The organism is Streptomyces sp. V4I2 (genome assembly GCF_030817655.1).
Lineage (GTDB): Bacteria > Actinomycetota > Actinomycetes > Streptomycetales > Streptomycetaceae > Streptomyces > Streptomyces plumbiresistens.
The window spans coordinates 2,500,825-2,520,529 of record NZ_JAUSZM010000003.1; the positions used below are offsets into that span (position 1 = coordinate 2,500,825).

15 protein-coding genes are annotated in these 19,705 nt (G+C 71.7%); 3 read left to right on the forward strand and 12 right to left on the reverse strand.

Annotated features, from left to right (window positions below):
* Positions 1 to 91: 91 nt before the first annotated feature.
* From QFZ76_RS12395 to QFZ76_RS12435, 9 genes are all read right to left on the reverse strand, one after another.
* Positions 92 to 1,219 (reverse strand): pseudouridine synthase, encoded by a 1,128-nt coding sequence (locus QFZ76_RS12395; RefSeq protein WP_266442086.1) that lies wholly within the window; start codon positions 1,217 to 1,219, stop codon positions 92 to 94.
* Positions 1,219 to 1,893: an SMC-Scp complex subunit ScpB gene (scpB, locus tag QFZ76_RS12400; protein ID WP_307673765.1), complete on the reverse strand. Its 675-nt coding sequence runs from the start codon at positions 1,891 to 1,893 to the stop codon at positions 1,219 to 1,221. Before scpB ends, QFZ76_RS12395 begins: the two co-directional genes overlap by 1 nt.
* Positions 1,890 to 2,948 carry a ScpA family protein gene (locus tag QFZ76_RS12405; protein ID WP_307673766.1) on the reverse strand — a complete coding sequence of 353 codons (1,059 nt, stop codon included), beginning with the start codon at positions 2,946 to 2,948 and terminating at the stop codon, positions 1,890 to 1,892. Before QFZ76_RS12405 ends, scpB begins: the two co-directional genes overlap by 4 nt.
* A gap of 18 nt (positions 2,949 to 2,966) precedes the next feature.
* Positions 2,967 to 3,545 carry a hypothetical protein gene (locus QFZ76_RS12410; protein ID WP_307673767.1) on the reverse strand — a complete coding sequence of 193 codons (579 nt, stop codon included), beginning with the start codon at positions 3,543 to 3,545 and terminating at the stop codon, positions 2,967 to 2,969.
* Positions 3,530 to 4,666 carry a ParA family protein gene (locus tag QFZ76_RS12415; RefSeq protein ID WP_266442077.1) on the reverse strand — a complete coding sequence of 379 codons (1,137 nt, stop codon included), beginning with the start codon at positions 4,664 to 4,666 and terminating at the stop codon, positions 3,530 to 3,532. The genes QFZ76_RS12410 and QFZ76_RS12415 overlap by 16 nt, the downstream gene beginning before the upstream one ends.
* A 425-nt stretch (positions 4,667 to 5,091) precedes the next feature.
* Positions 5,092 to 6,216: an alanine dehydrogenase gene (gene ald / locus QFZ76_RS12420; RefSeq protein ID WP_307673768.1), complete on the reverse strand. Its 1,125-nt coding sequence runs from the start codon at positions 6,214 to 6,216 to the stop codon at positions 5,092 to 5,094.
* A gap of 135 nt (positions 6,217 to 6,351) precedes the next feature.
* Complete coding sequence (locus tag QFZ76_RS12425) at positions 6,352 to 8,442, reverse strand: tetratricopeptide repeat protein (protein ID WP_307673769.1); 2,091 nt, start codon at positions 8,440 to 8,442, stop codon at positions 6,352 to 6,354.
* 161 nt (positions 8,443 to 8,603) lie between these two features.
* On the reverse strand, positions 8,604 to 9,230 hold the full coding sequence (locus QFZ76_RS12430; RefSeq protein ID WP_307673770.1) for an NUDIX hydrolase: 627 nt from the start codon (positions 9,228 to 9,230) through the stop codon (positions 8,604 to 8,606).
* An 86-nt stretch (positions 9,231 to 9,316) separates the two neighbouring features.
* A complete protein-coding gene (locus QFZ76_RS12435; protein ID WP_266448699.1) occupies positions 9,317 to 10,981 on the reverse strand; it encodes a CTP synthase in 1,665 nt (554 codons plus the stop codon).
* Between the two features lie 523 nt (positions 10,982 to 11,504).
* On the opposite strand from QFZ76_RS12435, the gene QFZ76_RS12440 reads away from it, so the two are divergent.
* On the forward strand, positions 11,505 to 13,307 hold the full coding sequence (locus tag QFZ76_RS12440) for a glycoside hydrolase family 15 protein (protein ID WP_307673771.1): 1,803 nt from the start codon (positions 11,505 to 11,507) through the stop codon (positions 13,305 to 13,307).
* Positions 13,308 to 13,374: 67 nt separating this feature from the next.
* Positions 13,375 to 14,757: an FAD-binding oxidoreductase gene (locus tag QFZ76_RS12445; protein ID WP_307673772.1), complete on the forward strand. Its 1,383-nt coding sequence runs from the start codon at positions 13,375 to 13,377 to the stop codon at positions 14,755 to 14,757.
* A gap of 3 nt (positions 14,758 to 14,760) precedes the next feature.
* Here the strand turns inward: QFZ76_RS12445 and QFZ76_RS12450 are convergent, their stop codons facing one another.
* Entirely contained in the window at positions 14,761 to 15,717 is a 957-nt protein-coding gene (locus tag QFZ76_RS12450; protein ID WP_307673773.1) for an LLM class F420-dependent oxidoreductase, read from the reverse strand.
* A gap of 62 nt (positions 15,718 to 15,779) precedes the next feature.
* Between QFZ76_RS12450 and QFZ76_RS12455 the strand changes: the two genes are divergently transcribed.
* Entirely contained in the window at positions 15,780 to 17,420 is a 1,641-nt protein-coding gene (locus tag QFZ76_RS12455; RefSeq protein WP_307673774.1) for a PucR family transcriptional regulator, read from the forward strand.
* 4 nt (positions 17,421 to 17,424) lie between these two features.
* Here QFZ76_RS12455 and QFZ76_RS12460 read toward each other — a convergent pair whose 3' ends face one another.
* Together QFZ76_RS12460 and QFZ76_RS12465 are read right to left on the reverse strand one after the other, a co-directional pair.
* Complete coding sequence (locus QFZ76_RS12460) at positions 17,425 to 18,561, reverse strand: glycosyltransferase family 4 protein (RefSeq protein ID WP_307673775.1); 1,137 nt, start codon at positions 18,559 to 18,561, stop codon at positions 17,425 to 17,427.
* A 255-nt stretch (positions 18,562 to 18,816) separates the two neighbouring features.
* A complete protein-coding gene (locus QFZ76_RS12465) occupies positions 18,817 to 19,581 on the reverse strand; it encodes a hypothetical protein (protein WP_307673776.1) in 765 nt (254 codons plus the stop codon).
* Between the last annotated feature and the right edge of the window lie 124 nt (positions 19,582 to 19,705).

Sequence of the window (19,705 nt, forward strand, 5' to 3'; positions counted from 1 at the left end):
TCCCTCCGTCCCCGGTACAGACCGGTGCGAGGGCGAAAACGAATCGGCCGGTCCCGAGTCGATTTCGGAACCGGCCACCGTGAACGGCGATCTACAGGTCGACTTCCTTCATCAGCATCCCGACCTCGGTGTTCGACAGCCGCCGCAGCCAGCCCGACTTCTGGTCGCCCAGGGTGATCGGCCCGAAGGCGACCCGTACCAGCTTGTCGACCGGGAAGCCCGCTTCCGCCAGCATGCGGCGGACGATGTGCTTGCGGCCCTCGTGGAGGGTGACCTCGACGAGGTAGTTCTTGCCGGTCTGCTCGACGACCCGGAAGTGGTCCGCCTTCGCGTACCCGTCCTCCAGCTGGATGCCGTTCTTGAGCTGCTTGCCCAGGTCGCGCGGGATCGGGCCCACGATGTGCGCGAGGTAGACCTTCTTCACGCCGTACTTGGGGTGGGTCAGCCGGTGTGCCAGCTCGCCGTGGTTGGTGAGCAGGATGACGCCCTCGGTCTCGGTGTCGAGCCGGCCGACGTGGAAGAGCCTCGTCTCGCGGTTGGTGACGTAGTCGCCGAGGCACTGCCGGCCCTCGGTGTCCTCCATCGTCGAGACGACACCGGCGGGCTTGTTCAGCGAGAAGAACTGGTACGACTGCGTCGCGACCGTCAGGCCGTCGACCTTGACCTCGTCCTTCTCCGGGTCGACCCGCTTGCCCTGCTCCATGACGATCTCGCCGTTGACCTCGACCCGCGCCTGCTCGATCAGCTCCTCGCAGGCCCGCCGGGAGCCGTAGCCCGCGCGCGCGAGGACCTTCTGCAGCCGCTCGCCCTCCTCCTCGGCGCCCGGGAAGGTCTTGGGCAGCTTGACGTCCTTCTTGTCCGCGTACCGCTCGCGGTTGCGCTCCTCGGCCCGCGTCTCGTACTCACGCGAGGTCGCCGGCGCACTCCGCCCGCGCTGCTGGGGCTTCTTCGGCCCGCCCTTGGCGCCGCCGCGGGCCGCGCCGCCGCGCCCCGCCTTCGGGCCCTCGTGAGACGCGCTGGGGCCCACGTCGTAGCGGCGCTCCTCGGGGCGGGGCTTGCTGGGACGGCCCTGCCCCTTGGCCTGGCCCTGACCCTGGCTCTGCCCCTTGGCCTGGCCCTGGCCCTTGCCCGGGCCCTGGCCCTGCTTCTGGCCCCTGTTGTTGCCGGCCCCGCGGGGGTTGCCGCGCCCGCCGCTCTTGCCGCTACCGCTGCTTCGCATCAAATGTCCGTCGTTGTTGTAATAGGCATGTTCATCCCGGGCCCGTCGTCCAAGTCCGGAGCATCCGGATCGAACGACGGTACGGCTTCCTGGGTCTCGGCCTCGATCGCCTCCGCCTCCGGGAGGAAGGGCGCGAGCTCCGGGAGCTCGTCCAGACCGCGCAGGCCCATCCGCTCCAGGAAGTAGTTCGTCGTCGTGTACAGGATCGCACCTGTTTCGGGTTCCGTGCCCGCCTCCTCGACCAGACCGCGCTGGAGAAGGGTGCGCATCACGCCGTCACAGTTGACTCCGCGGACCGCCGAGACCCTGCTGCGGCTGACCGGCTGGCGGTAGGCGACCACCGCCAGCGTCTCCAGGGCGGCCTGGGTGAGCCGGGCCTGCTGGCCGTCCAGGACGAAGCCCTCGACCGCCGCCGCGTACTCGGGGCGGCTGTAGAAACGCCAGCCGCCGGCGATCAGCCGCAGCTCGAAGCCACGCCCCTGCACGGTGTAGTCGTCGGCCAGCTCCCGCAGCGCGTCCCCGATCTGCCGCTTGGGCCGCTGGAGGATCTTCGCCAGGTGCTCCTCTGTCGCCGGCTCGTCGACGACCATGAGGACGGCCTCCAGGGCCGGCTTGAGGTCGAGGTCGGCGACGGTGCGCTGCCCGGCCGGAACGTCGGTCATCTCCTCGCTCACGCCTTCTTCTCCTCCTTGGGCGCCGTGGACGCCGTGGGCACTTCGGGCGGCCGGTCGAACTCGTCGGTGACGACGGGCTGGGTGTCCCCGTCCCCACCGGTCCAGCGCACCAGCAGCTCCCCGAGGGCGGTCTCCTGGTCGAGGGCGACGGCCTTCTCCCGGTAGAGCTCCAGCAGGGCCAGGAAGCGCGCCACGACGGTCAGGGTGTCGTCGGTGTCCTCGACCAGCACCCGGAAGCTGGCCTCTCCCAGCTCCTTGAGCCGTGCGACGACGATCCCGGCCTGTTCCTGCACGCTCACCAGCGGCGCGTGGATGTGGTCGACGTACACCTGCGGCTTGGGCCTGGGCTGCATCGCCTTGACGGCGAGCTTGGCGAACCCCTCCGCGCCGATGCTGATGACCACCTCGGGCAGCAGCTCGGCGTGGTGCGGTTCGAGTCCGACGGTACGGGGGTAGCGGCGGGCCTCCTCGTCGAGCCGTCCGCTGAAGATGTCGGCGATCTGCTTATACGCGCGGTACTGCAGGAGCCGCGCGAACAGCAGGTCCCGGGCCTCCAGCAACGCCAGGTCGGCCTCGTCCTCCACCTCGGCGGCGGGCAGCAGGCGGGCCGCCTTCAGGTCCAGCAGCGTCGCCGCGACGACCAGGAACTCGGTCGTCTGGTCGAGGTCCCAGTCCGGCCCCATCGCCCTGATGTGCGCCATGAACTCGTCGGTGACCTTCGACAGCGCGACCTCGGTGACGTCCAGCTTGTGCCGGGAGATCAACTGGAGGAGCAGGTCGAAGGGCCCCTCGAAGTTGGAGAGACGGACCTTGAAGACACCGTCGTCGGGTTCTTGGGGCCGGACGGGCTCAGGCTCGCTGCGCGGCGACTCGGACCGGGCAGACGTCTCGGGCCGAGCAGCAGGCGGCTCCTCGTGATCGCCGCCGGCAGCGTGGGCAGGCGCAGGCGTCGGAGCGTCGGCCTCGGCCACCGGATCAGACCCCGGCCCCCTCCCCAGCGCACGCCGACGACCGGCAGCTGCGCCGGAGCCGGGGGGAAGGTCGTTCGAGGTCATGGCCCCCGCAGGCTACCGCTACCGCCCACGCAGCCGTCGTACGAGGATGCTCGCGTCCCCACGCGACTCCAGATCGGCCAGCACGACGGCCACGGCCTCCCGCACGATCCGTCCGCGGTCGACGGCCAGCCCGTGCTCGCCCCGCAGCACCAGACGCGCGTGCTCCAGGTCCATGAGCTCCTCGGCGGAGACGTACACCGTGATCTTCTCGTCGTGCCGCTCCCGCCCGCTGGGCCGGCGCGAGGCCGCCCGTCCGCGCTTGCCGCGCGGCGCGGCGGCCGAGGCAGAACCTTCCTGCGGGTCCTGACGACGTCCGGAGCGGTCCGTGCCCCGGTTGCGGGACTCGCCGGCCTCGGTCGGCTCGGCGTCGGTCGCCACATGCTCCGCGCCGTCGCCGTCACCGCCCTGGGCCGGCACCGACTGCGGTGCGTCCTCACCGGAGGACGACCCGCCGGCGGCCCCGTCGGGCTCCCCCGCGGGAGCCGGCACCCGGGCCTCGCCGTTGGCCCCCCGCCGGGGAGAGGACGCCTGGAGCGCCATTCCCCCTGTCGTACGGAACAGTTCGTCGGCCCCCGGCAGACTCACTCGGCGTGACACCGGGCGAGCACCTCCCTGGCGAGCTGGCGATAGGCGGCGGCCCCGACGGAGTTGGAGGCGTACGTGGTGATCGGCTCACCGGCGACCGTGGTCTCCGGGAAGCGGACCGTACGCCCGATGACCGTGTGGTAGACGTGGTCGTCGAAGGCCTCGACGACCCGGGCGAGCACCTCACGGCTGTGCACCGTGCGCGAGTCGTACATCGTGGCGAGGATGCCGTCGAGCTCCAGATCCGGGTTGAGCCGCTCCTGGACCTTCTCGATGGTCTCCGTCAGCAGCGCGACCCCGCGGAGGGCGAAGAACTCGCACTCCAGGGGCACGATCACCTTGTGCGCGGCCGTCAGGGCGTTCACCGTGAGCAGGCCGAGCGAGGGCTGACAGTCGATGACGATGTAGTCGTAGTCGGCCATGAGCGGCTTCAGGGCGCGTTGCAGCGTCGACTCGCGCGCGACCTCGGAGACCAGCTGGACCTCGGCGGCGGACAGGTCGATGTTGCTGGGCAGCAGGTCCATGTTGGGGACCGCCGTCTTCAGGAGCACCTCGTCGGCCGCCATGCCCCGCTCCATGAGCAGGTTGTAGACCGTGAGGTCGAGCTCCATCGGGTTGACACCGAGACCCACCGACAGCGCGCCCTGCGGGTCGAAGTCCACGAGCAGCACACGACGGCCGTACTCCGCGAGAGCGGCACCCAGGTTGATGGTCGACGTCGTCTTGCCGACGCCGCCCTTCTGGTTGCACATCGCGATGATCTTCGCGGGTCCGTGATCGGTCAGCGGACCCGGGATCGGGAAGTACGGCAGCGGACGACCGGTCGGGCCGATCCGCTCACGGCGCTGACGGGCAGCGTCGGGCGCGAGCGTGGCCGCGTACTCGGGGTCGGGCTCGTACTCGGCGTCGGGATCGTAGAAGTGCCCGTCGGGCAGTTCGTCGTAGTCGGCGAAGTGGTTGTGGGGCGCGCCACTTCCCTCGCCGGCCATGGCGTTCACGTGATGGCCATCCATGCTCTGGTGTGCTGGCTGAGTCACCCCTGAGATCCGGTGACTCCGGTGGGCTGCGAAGGTGCGCACCGCGACGGAGCCGACAGCCTCGAACCCCGCGGGGCCCTCGGCCCGTGCAGGCATTCCTGGTTGACCACCCCCGGGAGAAAATGTCGACTCATTCACAAGTCGTCTTACCTCCTTGGTGACCAGGAAACTTCTAGACAGGTCAGCGTGGCACCATGCCGACGGTTGGCGACTCTATGGCGTGTCGGGCGTTCGCAGCAACACAATCCGCCGGACCCGGCAGGATGTGTCGGCAATGAAACATCCCTCTGTCAAGGGCGTACGGCCGTCGCACGGCGGGTTTCACCGGTGTACGAATCGGTTCAAGGGTTACGTTCGAGGCGAGTTGACCTTGAGCCGCAAAGTGACCATACACACACCCGGCCGGACCTTGTCGGGCAAGGTCCGGCCGGGTGCGCGGTGTTGACGACCTGTGTTGACGTATCGCCTTTTGCCCAATGGTGACTTAGCGACGGCGACCTGCCGCTTCGCGCTGTCGGCGGTCAGCCGAGCAGCGTCTCCAGCTCCACGTGCTCCAGGCCGTGCGCCTCGGCGACCTCGCGGTAAACGACCTTGCCGTCATGGGCGTTGAGACCCTTCGCCAGCGCGGAATCGCGGCGCAGCGCCTCCACCCAGCCGTGGTCGGCGAGTTCGACGATGTACGGCAGCGTCGCGTTGGTGAGCGCGTAGGTGGAGGTGTTGGGCACCGCGCCGGGCATGTTGGCGACGCAGTAGAAGACCGAGTTGTGGACCGGGAAGGTCGGCTCGGCGTGGGTGGTCGGGCGGGAGTCCTCGAAGCAGCCGCCCTGATCGATCGCGATGTCGACAAGGACACTTCCCGGCTTCATGCGCGACACGAGCTCGTTGGTGACCAGCTTCGGGGCCTTGGCACCCGGGATGAGGACGGCGCCGATGACGAGGTCGGCCTCCAGGCAGGCCTTCTCGAGCTCGAAGGCGTTGGAGACGACGGTCTGGATCTTCGTACCGAAGACCTTGTCGGCCTCCTTGAGCTTGTTGATGTCCTTGTCGAGCAGGGTCACGTGGAAGCCCATGCCGATGGCGATCTGCGCGGCGTTCCAGCCGGAGACACCGCCGCCGATGACGACGGCCTTGGCGGCCAGCACGCCCGGGACACCGCCGGGCAGCACACCACGGCCGCCGTTGGCGCGCATCAGGTGGTAGGCGCCGACCTGCGGGGCCAGCCGGCCCGCGACCTCCGACATGGGGGCGAGCAGCGGGAGCGCGCGGCTGGGCAGCTCGACCGTCTCGTATGCGATCGCGGTGGTGCCCGACTCGACGAGCGCGTCCGTGCACTCCTTGGAGGCGGCCAGGTGCAGGTAGGTGAAGAGCGTCTGGTCCTTGCGGAGGCGGTGGTACTCCTCGGCGATGGGCTCCTTGACCTTCAGCAGCAGGTCGGCGGTGGCCCAGACCTCGTCGGCGGTGTCGAGGATCCCGGCGCCGGCGGCGACGTACTCGTCGTCCGTGATCGAGGAGCCGAGGCCGGCGCCCCGCTCGACGACGACCTGGTGGCCGTGGCGCACCAGCTCGTGCACGCCGGCGGGGGTGATGGCCACCCGGAACTCGTTGTTCTTGACCTCGCGGGGGATGCCGACCTTCACGTCGATCACGGTCCTTGGCTCAGTGAGTGTGGGGCATTACAAGACATACCCAGGCATGCGAGGGCACACCGGGAGACACCGCAGGAGAAGGCGCGGCAGAGCCAGTCTAATGAAGGTGTTCCCGCTGTCTAGCCTTTCATTGCATCAATCTTCAGCGGATGTACTACGGATTTCGCAGGCGTTAGCGTCATGTTCCGGTAGATCGGGCTGTTCCGGCTCCGGCTCGGCCTGCGTTTCGGGCTCCTGAGGCTCCTCGGCCAGCAGTCTCTCGGCGGCACCGCGGTGCAGTGAGGCGGCCGCCGGATCGCCGAGGTGTTCCAGCGTGTCGGCGATCCGCAGCTGGAGCGCGGCCTGGAGCCGGACGTCCTCGGCGCGGCGCGCCCACTCGACCGCCTCGATGCAGGTCTCCATCGACTCCTCGAGCCGTCCGGCGTACTCCTGGACGCGCGCGAGTTCGCTCAACGCCCGGGCGTGGGCGGCCACATCGCCGTTCTTCCGGTGCCCGGCGACCGCGGCCCGCCAGTTGCGCTGCGCCTCGCCGTACCGGCCCGCAAAGGTGTGGGCCGCGGCGATACGGCCGTACAGCCGCGCGGCGTCCGCGCGCTCGTCCCGGGCGAGCCGCTGGACGAGGGCCCGGCCGTACCAGTCGGCGGCCCGGTCGTAGTCCCGGAGCTCCAGATGGGCGCCGCCTACGGATTCCATCGCGCGGCCGGTCGCGTACGGATCATTTGCCTCCCGTCCGGCGTCCAGAGCCGCCCGATAGCGCGCCAGGGCCTCCTGGGTGCGGCCGGTCCGGGCGTCCAGGTCGGCGAGGTTCAACAGGGCGGCGGCCTTCTCGCGAGGCAGTTCGCGGCGCTCGGCCACATCCAGGACGAGGCGGTGGATGCCGTACAGGTCGGGCGCGGCGGCCTGGGTGCCGAAGTGGGCGACCATCGCCCGCACGAGCTGGGACATCAGGCGCCGGGCGAGGGTGTCCAGCTCGCCGTCGGCGACCGCGAGGCGGGCCGCGGCCAGCAGGGCGGGCCTGCGGATGCTCAGCCAGTCGGCGGCCGCCCTCGGGCTCGGGAAGCGCAGGGAGCGCGGCATGCCCTGGAGCTTCTCGCGGGCCTCCGGGCTGTCGGTCTCGGTGATCGCCCGGCACGACTGCAGCAGCCGTACGGTCCGCTCCAGCATCCGGGCACGGGCCAGCTGGAGCTCGGCGGGGCGGTCCTTGGCCTCCGCGAGGGCCTTCAGCAGCGGCTGGAGGCAGCCGGGGACCTCGTACTGCGGCAGCGGCGACTCCACGGCGTGCAGCAGGCCGAGGGCGACGAAGTCGTCCAGGGTGGTGCGGGCGCCGCCCACCGAGCAGCCGGCGAGCGCGGCGGCGGTGTGCGGGTCGACCAGGCCGGCCGGGGCGAGGGAGAGCAGTCGCAGTATCCGGGCGGCCGGGGCGGGCAGGGACGTGCAGGCGAGCCGGAAGACCCTGTCGAGCGGAGTGGTTCCTTCGTCGCCGTCGGCGTGCAGGTGCTTGGCGAGGTCGGCGACGGCCGCCTTGGGGCGGGCGGCGAGCCAGCCGCCGGCCAGCGTCAGCGCGGCGGGCTGGCCCTGGCACTCCTCGACCAGCCCCTCGGCCGCACGGGGGTCGACGGTGATGCGGACCGAGCCGGTGTACCGGGACAGCAGTTCGACGGCGGACTTGGTGTCGAGGCCGCCCAGGGTGCACGGGCGGACGTCCGCGATGCCGGTCAGCGGGCCCCCGGAGACGGCCACGACCAGGCATTCCGGCGTGTCCGGCAGGAGCGCGTCGACCTGCTCGGCGGTGGCCGCGTCGTCGAGCAGAAGCAGCGTCCGGCGGTCGGCGAGGGCCTCGCGGAGCGCAGCCGTGAGGTCGTCCTCGGCGGCTCCGGCGGGCGTCGGCAGCTCCAGCGCGGTCAGCAGTTCGCGGGCGACGCGCTCGGTCGGTACGGGCGTGCCGTCGGGCTCGCTGAGGCGGGCCCGGAGCACCCCGTCCCGGTAACCGTCCGCGACCTGCCGTACGAGTTCCTCGGCGAGCGCCGTGCGCCCCGAGCCGGGTTTGCCCGCGATGAGCAGCACGCGCGCGCGTGGGGCCTTGCGGCCCGAGATGGTGTCCAGGCCGGCGCGCTCGATGTCGGCGCGAAGCTCTTTCAACTCCCTTGTACGGCCCAGGAATCGAGACTCCGCAGCAGCGTCTTGGGACAGCTGCACGCCGCCTGTGTCCACCGCCTGATCCGTCACGGGCCACACTCCCGTCCCACCGCACACGCAAGCCCGCCGGGACTCCGGTTCGGGCGTTTCCAGAGCCTAGTTCACGCTCTGCTACGTTCCGTGTGGAGCGCGTCGGACACGTCCCCCGATCGGATCAGCAGATGGTCACATCAGTGGCACGGGGTGTGCGTTCAGGACTCGAAGGGGCGCGCGGGCCAGGGGGCCTCGGCCGGGCGCAGGGCGTCGAGCCCGTCCCCGGCGCGCGCGGCGACCAGCGAAAGCACGCCCACGACGAGGCAGTTGTTGTGCAGCTCCCCCGCGAGCACGCCCCGTACGAGCTCGTCGACCGGCACACGCGCGTGCTCCATGTCGGCCTCCTCGTCCTCCACCTCGAAGCGCTCTCCTTCGGCCTCGGACAGATCGCGGGCGAGGAAGATCCGTACGGCCTCGTCACAGCCGCCGGCCGTCGTGTACACGTCGGTCAGCACCCGCCAGTCCTCGGCCTTGACGTGCGCTTCCTCGTACAGCTCGCGCTGGGCGGCGTGCAGCGGGTTCTCGCCGGGGACGTCGAGCAGGCCGGCCGGGATCTCCCACAGCTTCTGCCGCACCGGGTGCCGGTACTGCTTGATGAGCAGGACACGGTCCTCGCCGTCGAGGGCGACGACGGCCACGGAGCCGGGGTGGACCTGGTAGTCGCGCTTGACCACCGAACCGTCGGGCATGACCACCTCGTCCGTGCGGACCGAGGTCTTGTTGCCCACGAAGGGGGTCTCGGTCGCCCGGATCTCCCACGCTTCGGGGGTGTCCTTGATCGTCATGCCCTGTCCTTCCCGATACGAAAAAGAGGCCGGGGCGCACACCTTTTGAATGCGCGCGCCCCGGCCACCGTACAACTGTCGTGCAGCTACGAATTCTGCCGCTCGACCGCCGCCTTCACGAGCCCGGCGAACAGCGGGTGCGGACGCGTCGGACGCGAGCGCAGCTCCGGGTGCGCCTGGGTCGCGACCAGATACGGGTGGACCTCGCGCGGGTACTCCACGTACTCGACGAGCTTGCCGTCCGGGGAGGTGCCGGAGAACAGGATGCCCGCCTTCTTCTCCAGCTCCGCGCGGTAGGCGTTGTTCACCTCGTAGCGGTGCCGGTGGCGCTCCTCGACGTACTCCTTGCCGTCGTACACCTCGCGCACGATCGAGCCCTCGGCCAGCTTGGCCGGGTACATGCCCAGGCGCATGGTGCCGCCCATGTCGCCCTCGCCGGCGACGATGTCGAGCTGCTCGGCCATGGTGGAGATGACCGGGTGGCCGGTGGCGGCGTCGAACTCGGTGGAGTTGGCGTCCGGGATGTCGGCCAGGTTGCGCGCGGCCTCGATCACGATGCACTGCAGGCCCAGGCACAGGCCGAGCAGCGGGAGCTTGTGCTCGCGGGCGTAGCGGATGGCGCCGACCTTGCCGAGCACACCGCGGTCGCCGAAGCCGCCGGGGATGCAGATGCCGTCGACGTCACCGAGCTGCTGGGCGGCGCCGGCCTGGGTCTTGCAGTCGTCCGAGGTGACCCACTTGATCTTCACGCGGGCCTTGTTGGCGAACCCGCCGGCACGCAGCGCCTCGGTGACCGAGAGGTAGGCGTCGGGCAGGTCGATGTACTTGCCGACCAGGGCGAGCGTGATCTCGTGGTCGGGGTTGTGGACGCGGTCGAGCAGGTCGTCCCAGGTCGTCCAGTCCACGTCGCGGAACGCGAGGTCCAGCTTGCGGACGACGTAGGCGTCCAGGCCCTCGCCGTGCACGGTCTTCGGGATGTCGTAGATCGAGCGGGCGTCGGGGCAGGCGACCACGGCGGCCTCGTCGACGTCGCACATCAGCGAGATCTTGCGCTTGATCGCGGTGGGCACCTCGCGGTCGCAGCGCAGCACGATCGCGTCCGGCTGGATACCGATGTTCCGCAGAGCCGCAACCGAGTGCTGGGTCGGCTTCGTCTTCAGCTCCCCCGAGGGGCCGATGTACGGCAGGAGCGAGATATGCACCACAAAGACGTTGTCGCGGCCGACCTCGTGACGGACCTGACGCACGGTCTCCAGGAACGGCAGCGACTCGATGTCGCCGACGGTGCCGCCGACCTCGGTGATCACGACGTCCACCTCGTCCGTCGCCATGCGGCGGATGCGGTGCTTGATCTCGTTGGTGATGTGCGGGATGACCTGGACGGTGTCGCCCAGGTACTCGCCGCGCCGCTCCTTGGCGATCACCGTCGAGTAGATCTGGCCGGTGGTGACGTTGGCCGAGCCGTCCAGGTCGCGGTCGAGGAAGCGCTCGTAGTGGCCGATGTCCAGGTCGGTCTCGGCGCCGTCGTTGGTGACGAACACCTCACCGTGCTGGAAGGGGTTCATCGTGCCCGGGTCGACGTTCAGGTAGGGGTCGAGCTTCTGCATGACCACCCGCAGGCCGCGGGCCTTGAGCAGCATGCCGAGGCTGGAGGCGGTGAGGCCCTTGCCGAGCGAGGAGGCGACACCCCCGGTGACGAAGATGTGCTTGGTCGTCGTGGCTGTGCTGTTTCGAAAAGCAGCGGGCGGCATGGCCAAGAGGGGGCTCCCGTGGTCGCGGTCTGGGGGTGCGGGGCGGCTCGTCCGGCCCGGGGAACCCGGGTTTTACTGGAGGTGCCGTCGCTGCGGTTCGGGGGTTTCTTGCCCACCGGTCCACGGGCTACCAGGGTATCAGCGCCCGGGCGAGATGGCTTCCGGCCACGCTCCGCACACGCGTCGACACGGACCCGCACAACCGCACGTGTTTCTCACCCGGTGCTCACCCGTTCGGCTCACCCACGTTGTCGGGAGCGGCACCCAGATCATCTACGTGCGTCGTATCCTGCTCGGACACTCGCTGATCGAGCCAGGCCGGCAACACGGCACCACCCCCGCCCGTAAGCACCGGAACAACGAGAGCTCGTCAGTTCGTTGAGCAACAGATGTCGTTTTGCCTCACAGCAGCACGACTGTTTTGCTTCAACACTCAACGACGCATGACAAAGACCCCTTGACCGCACTAGCGACAGCCCCCGTATTTCCCGGGGGCGACGTGGCCGTTCGACTGGAGTTGCACGTGGCCGGGCGCATCGAAGATTACGCACTCATCGGAGACATGCAGACCGCTGCCCTGGTCTGCCGGGACGGCACAGTGGACTGGCTGTGCCTGCCCCGCTTCGACTCGCATGCCATCTTCGCCGGTCTGCTGGGCACCGAGGAGCACGGCTTCTGGCGGCTCGGTCCCGCGCACGCGGCCGACGCCGCACCGCCCACCGCGGCCCGGCGCAGCTACCGCGGCGACTCGCTGATCCTGGAATCCGAGTGGGACACCTCCCGCGGCACGGTCCGTGTGACGGACTTCATGCCACCGCGTGACGGCGCCCCGCAGCTGATCCGGATCGTGGAGGGCGTCTCGGGCCGCGTCCCGATGCGCTCGGCGCTCCGGATGCGTTTCTCCTACGGCCGGGTCGTCCCGTGGGTGCACAAGCACGAGGGCCGTACGGTGGCCGTCGCCGGCCCGGACTCCGTGTGGTTCGACACGGAGGCCGAGACCTACGGCAAGTCGCTGACGACCTACGCGGACTTCACGGTCGCGCCGGGCGAGCGGATCGCGTTCACCATCTCCTGGGAGCCCTCGCACAAGCAGCCGCCGCCGCTGCCGGAGCCCGAGCAGTCCCTGGAGGCGACGGAGGACTTCTGGCGGGACTGGGTGGAGCACTGCACTTACCACGGCCCGTACCGCGAGGCGGTGGTCCGCTCGCTGATCACGCTGAAGGCGCTGACGTACGCCCCGACGGGCGGCATCGTCGCCGCCCCCACCACCTCCCTGCCGGAGGAGATCGGCGGCGTCCGCAACTGGGACTACCGCTACACCTGGCTGCGGGACGCGGCGATCACCCTCTCCTCGCTGCTGCGCACCGGCTACCGCGAAGAAGCCCGCGCCTGGCGCGAGTGGCTGCTGCGGGCGGTCGCCGGCGACCCGGAGAACCTGCAGATCATGTACGGCATCGCGGGCGAGCGCGAGCTGGGCGAGGCCGAGCTGGACTGGCTGCCGGGCTACGAGAACTCCGGGCCGGTCCGGGTCGGCAACGGCGCCGCGCACCAGCTCCAGCTGGACGTGTACGGCGAGGTCACCGAGGCCCTGCACCTGGCCCACATGACGGGCCTGGCCCGCAACGACTACGCGTCCCTGCTCCAGCTGAAGCTCATCCGCTACCTGGAGGACCACTGGGACGAGCCGGACGAGGGCATCTGGGAGGTGCGCGGCCCGCGCCGCCACTTCGTGCACTCCAAGGTGATGGCCTGGGTCGCCGTCGACCGCACCATCAAGCTGATCGAGTCCGGTGACGCGGACGGCCCGCTGGAGAAGTGGCGCGAACTGCGCGACGACATCCACCGGGACGTGTGTGAGAAGGGCTACGACAAGGAGCGCAACACCTTCACGCAGTCGTACGGCTCGAAGGAGCTGGACGCCTCGCTGCTCCTCATCCCCCAGATGGGCTTCCTGCCCCCCGACGACAAGCGCGTGATCGGCACGATCGAGGCGATCCAGCGCGAGCTGTCCACCTCGGACGGCTTCATCCTGCGCTACCCGACGGCCGGCGAGGACGCGGGCGTGGACGGCCTGGCGGGCGACGAGGGCGCCTTCCTCGCCTGCTCGTTCTGGATGGCGGACGACCTCGCGATGATCGGCCGCGTGGACGAGGCCCGCAAGCTGTTCGAGAAGCTGCTGTCCCTGCGCAACGACCTCGGGCTGCTGGCCGAGGAGTGGGACTCACGCCTGCAACGCCAGGTCGGCAACTTCCCGCAGGCGTTCAGCCACGTTCCGCTGATCGACACGGCTCTGCGTCTGACGGCGTCGGGGGCGTACGGCGGCTGAACAGGACTGACCCACCGCGCCCGCCTAGGCTGGAAGCCACCAACCCCCTGCACGGAAGGGGGCAGCCATGGCTTCCCTCTCGAAGGCGGGCGCGGCTCTTGCCGCGTTGCGCGAGGATCTGACCGGTGAGGTGTTCGCGCCCGGAGATCCGGGCTACGACGAGGCCCGGATCGTTCACAACGGCATGATCGACCGGCGGCCCGCGGTGATCGCGCAGTGCGTGGACGAGGACGACGTCGTACGGGCCGTGCGCTTCGGGCGGGATCTGGACCTGAAGATCGCGGTCCGCGGTGGCGGGCACAGCGTGGCGGGCATGGCGCTGAACGACGGCGGGCTGGTCGTCGACCTGCGGCGGCTGCACGGGGTGACCGTCCACCCGGCGGCCGAGGCGGTACGGATCGGGGGCGGCGCCACGATGAGCCACCTCGACCGCGCCACCCAGCCGTACGGCCTCGCGACCACCGGTGGCCGGGCCTCCACCACCGGCGTCGGCGGCTTCGTCCTCGGCGGCGGCACCGGCTGGCTGGACCGCTGCTGCGGGCTCGCCGTCGACAATCTGCTCGGCGTCGAGCTGGTCACCGCCGACGGCGACCGGGTCACCGCGAGCGCCGACGAGAACCCCGAGCTGTTCTGGGCGCTGCACGGCGGCGGCGGCAACTTCGGCATCGCCACCGCGATCACCCTGAAGCTGCACGAGCTGCCCGAGTTCTCCATCGCCCTGGTCCTGTACCTGCCGGAACATGGCCCCGAGGTCGTCCGCACCTACCGCGACCTGATCTCGGTCGGCCCCGTCGAGGCGGCCGGAGGTGTCATCTATCTCACCGGCCCGCCCGAGGAGTTCGTCCCGCCGCCTCTGGTCGGCACGCTGCTGTGCGGGGTGCTGCTGACGTACGCAGGGGGCGAGGAGGACCTGCGCAAGCTCGCCGAGCCGCTGCTGGCGCTGCCGCACGAGGCGGAGGTCGTCGGGGCGATGCCGTACGCCGACGTCCAGTGCATGATCGACGATCCGCCCGGACTGCGGAACTACTGGTCGGCGGAGTACCTCTCTCAGGCGCCCGACGACTTCGTGGACGTCTTCTGCGACCGCGCGCGCTCCATGCCCGTGCCGTCCAGCACCCAGCACGTGCTGTTCCCGCAGGGCGGTGCGATCGCCGACGGGCCACGCGCGTATCCCGTGCCGTACCGGGACGCGCCGTGGGCGGTGCACCCGTTCGCGGCCTGGGAGGACCCGGCCGACGACGAACGCGCCGTCCAGTGGGTCCGGGACGTGCGCGCCGACGTGCGGCCGTGGAGCACCGGCGCGGTCTACCTCAACTTCATCGGCGACGAGGGCGCGGAGCGCGTGGTGGCCGGTCTGGGTGCCGAGAACGCCCGGCGGATGGCGATGGTGAAGCGGCATTACGACCCGGACAACGTGTTCCGCTTCAACCACAACATCAAGCCGGCCTGAGCGTCAGACCGGCCTGAGCGCCGTCAGTGTCCGCTCTCCCGCCGGGTCGCCCGCCGTGGCCGGCACCAGCGCGATCTCGTCGAGCCCGGCCTCGGCATAGGCGTCGATCCGGGCCCGTACGGCGTCGAGGTCCCCGACCAGACCGACCACGCCGGCGGCCTCCGGCGGGAGCGCGCGCAGCAGGGTGTCCCGGTCGGCGCCGGCCGCGGCCAGCTGCACCGCCTCGCCGAGGCCCGCCGCGGTGAACATGTCGCTGTAGCCCGGCACGGTCAGATATCCGGCGATGCTGCCGAGGACCTGGGCGAGGGACTCCGGGTCCGGATCGACGGCCGCGGGCAGCCAGGCGGCCAGCGTGGGCGGGGTGCGGTCGGCCTTCACGGCCGCCGCGAGCAGCTTGCCCCGCAGGACGCGCACCTGTTCCGGCGAGACGATGTCCAGCAGCATGCGGTCGGCGTGCGCGGCGGCCGTGGCGATCGCGCGGTCCCCGAACGCCGCCACGGTGAGCCGGCCGCCGGGCGGCGGGAGCCGGCGCCGGAAGGGACTGTCCGGTACGACCGGCTCCCCCGGCACAGCGTGCAGAAAGCGCCGTACGGCCGCCGCGCTCTCCTCCAGCGCGGCCGCGGGCCGGACCCGGTGCCGCCCGTGCACGCCCTCGACCACGCGCTTGCTGGAGGTGCCCAGCGCCACCCCGGCCGGGCGGCCGGTGACGGCCGCGACGCCCGCGGCACCCCGGGCGATCGTGAACGGGTCGCGCACCGACACCGGGACCGGGCCGGCGGTCAGCGCGACCCGCTCGGTGGCCCGCCCGATCGCGGTGGCCAGGACGAAGGAGTCCCAGGTGGGCCCCTCACCGGCCCACACCTCGCGATACCCGAGCCGGTCGGCGAGCACCGCGACCCGCAACGGCTCGTCGACCGGACTGTCGTCCTCCCGCCCCACGGCGACCACACTGATGTCCATGCTCCCGCCGCTACCCGGCGGTGATCTCCCTAACCGGGCGCGCCGCAGGTAGCGTCCGCTGCATGGAGAGCCGCACGGACCACGGATTCGAGACCCAGGACGCCGGGATCACCGTTCAGCGTGCTCTGGAGCTGCCCGGCCTGCGCAGCGGGCTGCCCGAGATCCTCGCGGGCGCGGACCGGCTGGGGCGCACCGTGCGCTGGGTCCACGCGGGCGAGGTGCCCCACATCGCCTCGCTGCTCAAGGGCGGTGAGCTGTTGCTGACCACGGGCTACGGCCTCGGCACCCGTCCGGCCGAACAGCGCGCGTTCGTGCGCACCCTCGCCGCGCGCGGAATCGCGGCCCTCGTCGTGGAGCTCGGCCCGCGCTTCACCCGGCTGCCCGCGGCCCTCGTCGACACGGCGCGCGCAGCCGGTCTGCCACTGGTCCAGCTGCACCGCGAGGTGCCCTTCGTGGCGGTCACCGAGGAGATCCACACCGAGATCGTCAACGGCCACTACGCCCTGCTCCAGCGGGCGGAGGAGGTGCACCGCCGCTGTACCGAGGCCCTGCTGGGCGGCGGCGGGATCCCCCAGGTGCTCGGGATCCTGGCCGACTTCGGCGGCAACCCCGTCTTCCTGGAGACGACGGACGGTCGGCTGCTGTACGCCGCCGGGGCCGGCCCCGAGGGCGCCGATCCGCTCCAGGTGTGGGACGGGCTGCGCGGCCGGGACAAGGACGGGCCGCCGGCGGGCTCGGTCCTGGTGGACGTGCCGGGCGGCGGGGCCGGGACGGGCTCGGTCCGGGCCCGCCTCGTCCTGCTGCCGGTACGGGCTCCGCTCGCGCCGGTGCACCGGATGGCCGCCGAACGGGCCGCGGGCATCCTGGCCGTGGTGCTGATGCAGGCCCGGCAGGAGGAGGAGCTGGCGGCGCGCGGGCGCGGCGACTTCCTCACCGATCTCGCCGAGGGCCGGATCGCCGCTCAGGACGCGCCCGCGCAGGCGCGCGTGCTGGGCTTCAAACCGGGCGACAGCCCGCTGCTCCCCGTGGTGATGGGGCTGGGGGACGCGCTCTCCACCGGCGGCGGCTGGGCGGTCCTGGCCCGTGCGGTCGCGGAGGAGCTGGCCGCCGTGGGAGTGCCGGTCCTGTTGGGCGTACGACCCGTCGAGGGCCGTGTTCCGCTGCTGCTGGGCCTGCGTTCGGAGTCGGAGCGGTCGGCGGTCGCGGACGGGGTCGCGGCGGCGCTCAGGGCGGGCGTGGAGCGGGCCGGGATGCAGCGGCCCGGGGCGCAGCCGCCGGTGGTGGTCGTCGGGGTGACGGGCGGCTGGGCGGCGGCCTCGGCGGGCCTCAGGCACGCGGCGGAGACGGCGACGGCGGCCCAGGGGCTGTCGGACCGGCCCTGGTACGACGCCCGCCGCCTGGACATCGACCTGCTGCTGTGGCGGCTGCGCGACCATCCGGACCTGGCGGCCTTCGTGGACCGCGCGATCGGCCCGATCCGCGACCACGACGACCGCTCCAAGCCGCCGCTGCTGCCCACCCTGCAGACCTACCTGGCCCACGCGGGCCGCAAGGCGGAGACGGCCCGCGAACTCCACCTCAACCGGCAGACGCTGTACAACCGTCTCGCCCGCATCGGCGAGTTGCTGGGCACCGACCTCGACGACCCGCAGACGGTACTGGCGTTGAGCCTGGCGCTGCGGGCGCGTCGGCTCGTGCCCTAGCTGCCTAGATCAGCGGCCGCGGCTGGGTCAACTCGTCGTAGACACTGAGGACCTGGGCGACCGTCTCGTCCTCGGTCGGCCAAGTGGCCGCTTGCCGGAGGCCCTTCTCCCTGAGCAGCTGCTGCCGCTCGGGATCGCCGAGCAGCCGTACGACGGCGTCCGCGAAGGCCTCCGCGTCACCGTCCGGGACGAGTTCGGCCGCGTCGCCGACGAGTTCGGGGATGCCGCCCGCGTAGGTGGCGACGAGCGGCACGCGCGCGTGGAGGGCCTCCTGGGCGAGGACGTCCCGCGACTCCCCGCTGCTCGGCAGCAGCGCGAGGTCGGCGGCGGCGAGCAGCTCGGTGACGTCGTCCCGACGGCCGATGAGCCGGACCGGCAGCCCCTCGTCCTCGATCCGCCGCTGCAACTCCGCGCGCAGCGGCCCCTCCCCCGCGATCACCACCAGCGGCACGGGGTCGAGGCGGCGCCACGCGCGCGTGGCGTCCAGCAGCAGGTCGTAGCCCCGGTGCCGGTCGAGGGAGCCGACCGCCATCAGCAACGGGCGTCCGGTGGCACCGAGTTCGGCCCGGACCTTGGGGCGCAGCCGGTCGGGATCCTCCTGCTCGGCGGCATCCCGGGGGCCGGGCAGCGCGACGGCGGCGAGCCGGGCGTCCCGTGCGCCCGTGCGGCGGGCCCGGTCGACGAGGGCCGAGGTGGTACCGAGCACCACGGCGGCGGCCTTCACCACCCGCCGCTCCAACAGGCGCAGGAATTGGGCGCGTGCGCCCTCGGTGTACGCCCGGTCGTGCCAGGTGACGATGAGCGGGGTGCGCCGTCCGCTGAGCGCGAGCACCGCGCGGAAGGAGGCGTGCAGTCCGTGCGCGTGCACCAGGTCGGCGTTGGTGCAGGCCATCCGGAGCGCGGCCACCGAGCCCGGGTCGCTGCTGCGCGGCACGTGCACGTGTTCGGCACCGGCCCCGGTGAAGTCGTAGGCGCGATCGGCCTCGACGGGGGCGCACACCGTGACTCGCACGCCCCGTGCGACCAGCCCCGAGGTCAGGGAGCGCACATGCGCGCTGCTGCCGGCGTTGCCTCCGCCCAGCACCTGTACGGTGCGCAGCTGCGACTGGCCGTGCGGTGAGTGGCTGCTCACGGGGGTCACGTGGCCGGGGCTCCTGGTTCGGCGTCGGGCGGTCACGAGGAAACGTACAGAAGGTGTCGGGCGGAGGGGTGTACCGCGCGCTTCCTACGCGTTACTGCGTTCTCCGCCAAGGATGCCAGTACGCACGGCTGTTCCGGGAACGCCGGGAGCCGGTCGGCCCGCCGGCATGGTGGGTCTGGTCACCCACACGAGTGAGGGAAGGGCCGGTTCCGCACTTATGTGCCCGCGCCTGCCGGCCCCGGGAGCGCGCGCCCGTCACCGCCCGCCCACCGAACGCGCCACCTCGCTCACTCTGTCCCCGTACACGGCCGCGGCGACCACCGCGGCGGCGTGTGCGAGCAGCCCGGCCCGCCCGTTGCCCACCACCGCGGCGGCGCCCAGAGCCGCACCCAGCGCGTGCGCGCCCGCGTCGCCGATCATCGTGCGCTCACCGAGGTCGTCGGGCAGTACGGCCACCGCGGCCCCCATGGCGGCCGCGGCCAGCTCCGCCCCGGGCCCCTCCCGCAGCAGACCGGGCGCACCGAGCGCGACAACGGCCGCGGCGGCCCTCCCTGGCCGTACGTCCACGAGGTTCACGACATGCGCGGCCCCGGCGATCACGACCCCCGCGAGCACCTTGTCGACGGCTCGCTCCTTCAGCAGGGCTCCCGCGACGAGCCCGGCCGCGGAGATCCCGAACAGCTTCACGGCCCCGCTGGTGACCTCGCCGTGCCGGAGAGCGGACAGGTGGGCCCGGAATCCGCGCCGGGGGTCATCGGCCCCGGCGACATCGTCGTAGGCACCGCAGACACCGGCGGCGAGCACGGCGAATCCGGCGGCCGGACGGACCCGGACCGTCCCCAGCGCGGCCGCCACGGCGCATGCAGGGCCCGCGTACAACTCGACGGTCCGGCCCGCGTAGTTCGTCCGCTCCCACCGGTCCCGGCCGCCGGGGGCGCCGGCGCGCAGTCCCGCCGTGGTCGCCCGTGCCAGCCCGGCCGCCAGGGCGAAGGCGGCGCTTCTCCTCATCCGCGTGATCATGCGCCCACCTTAGGAAGCGGGCGGAGCGGCGGTTCCGTCAGGCCACCGAGAACGGGCATGGTCCCGGACACCAGCCGGGTCGCCTCCGCAGTCGCCTCATCGCGCCGCGCTCGGCGACCAGTCG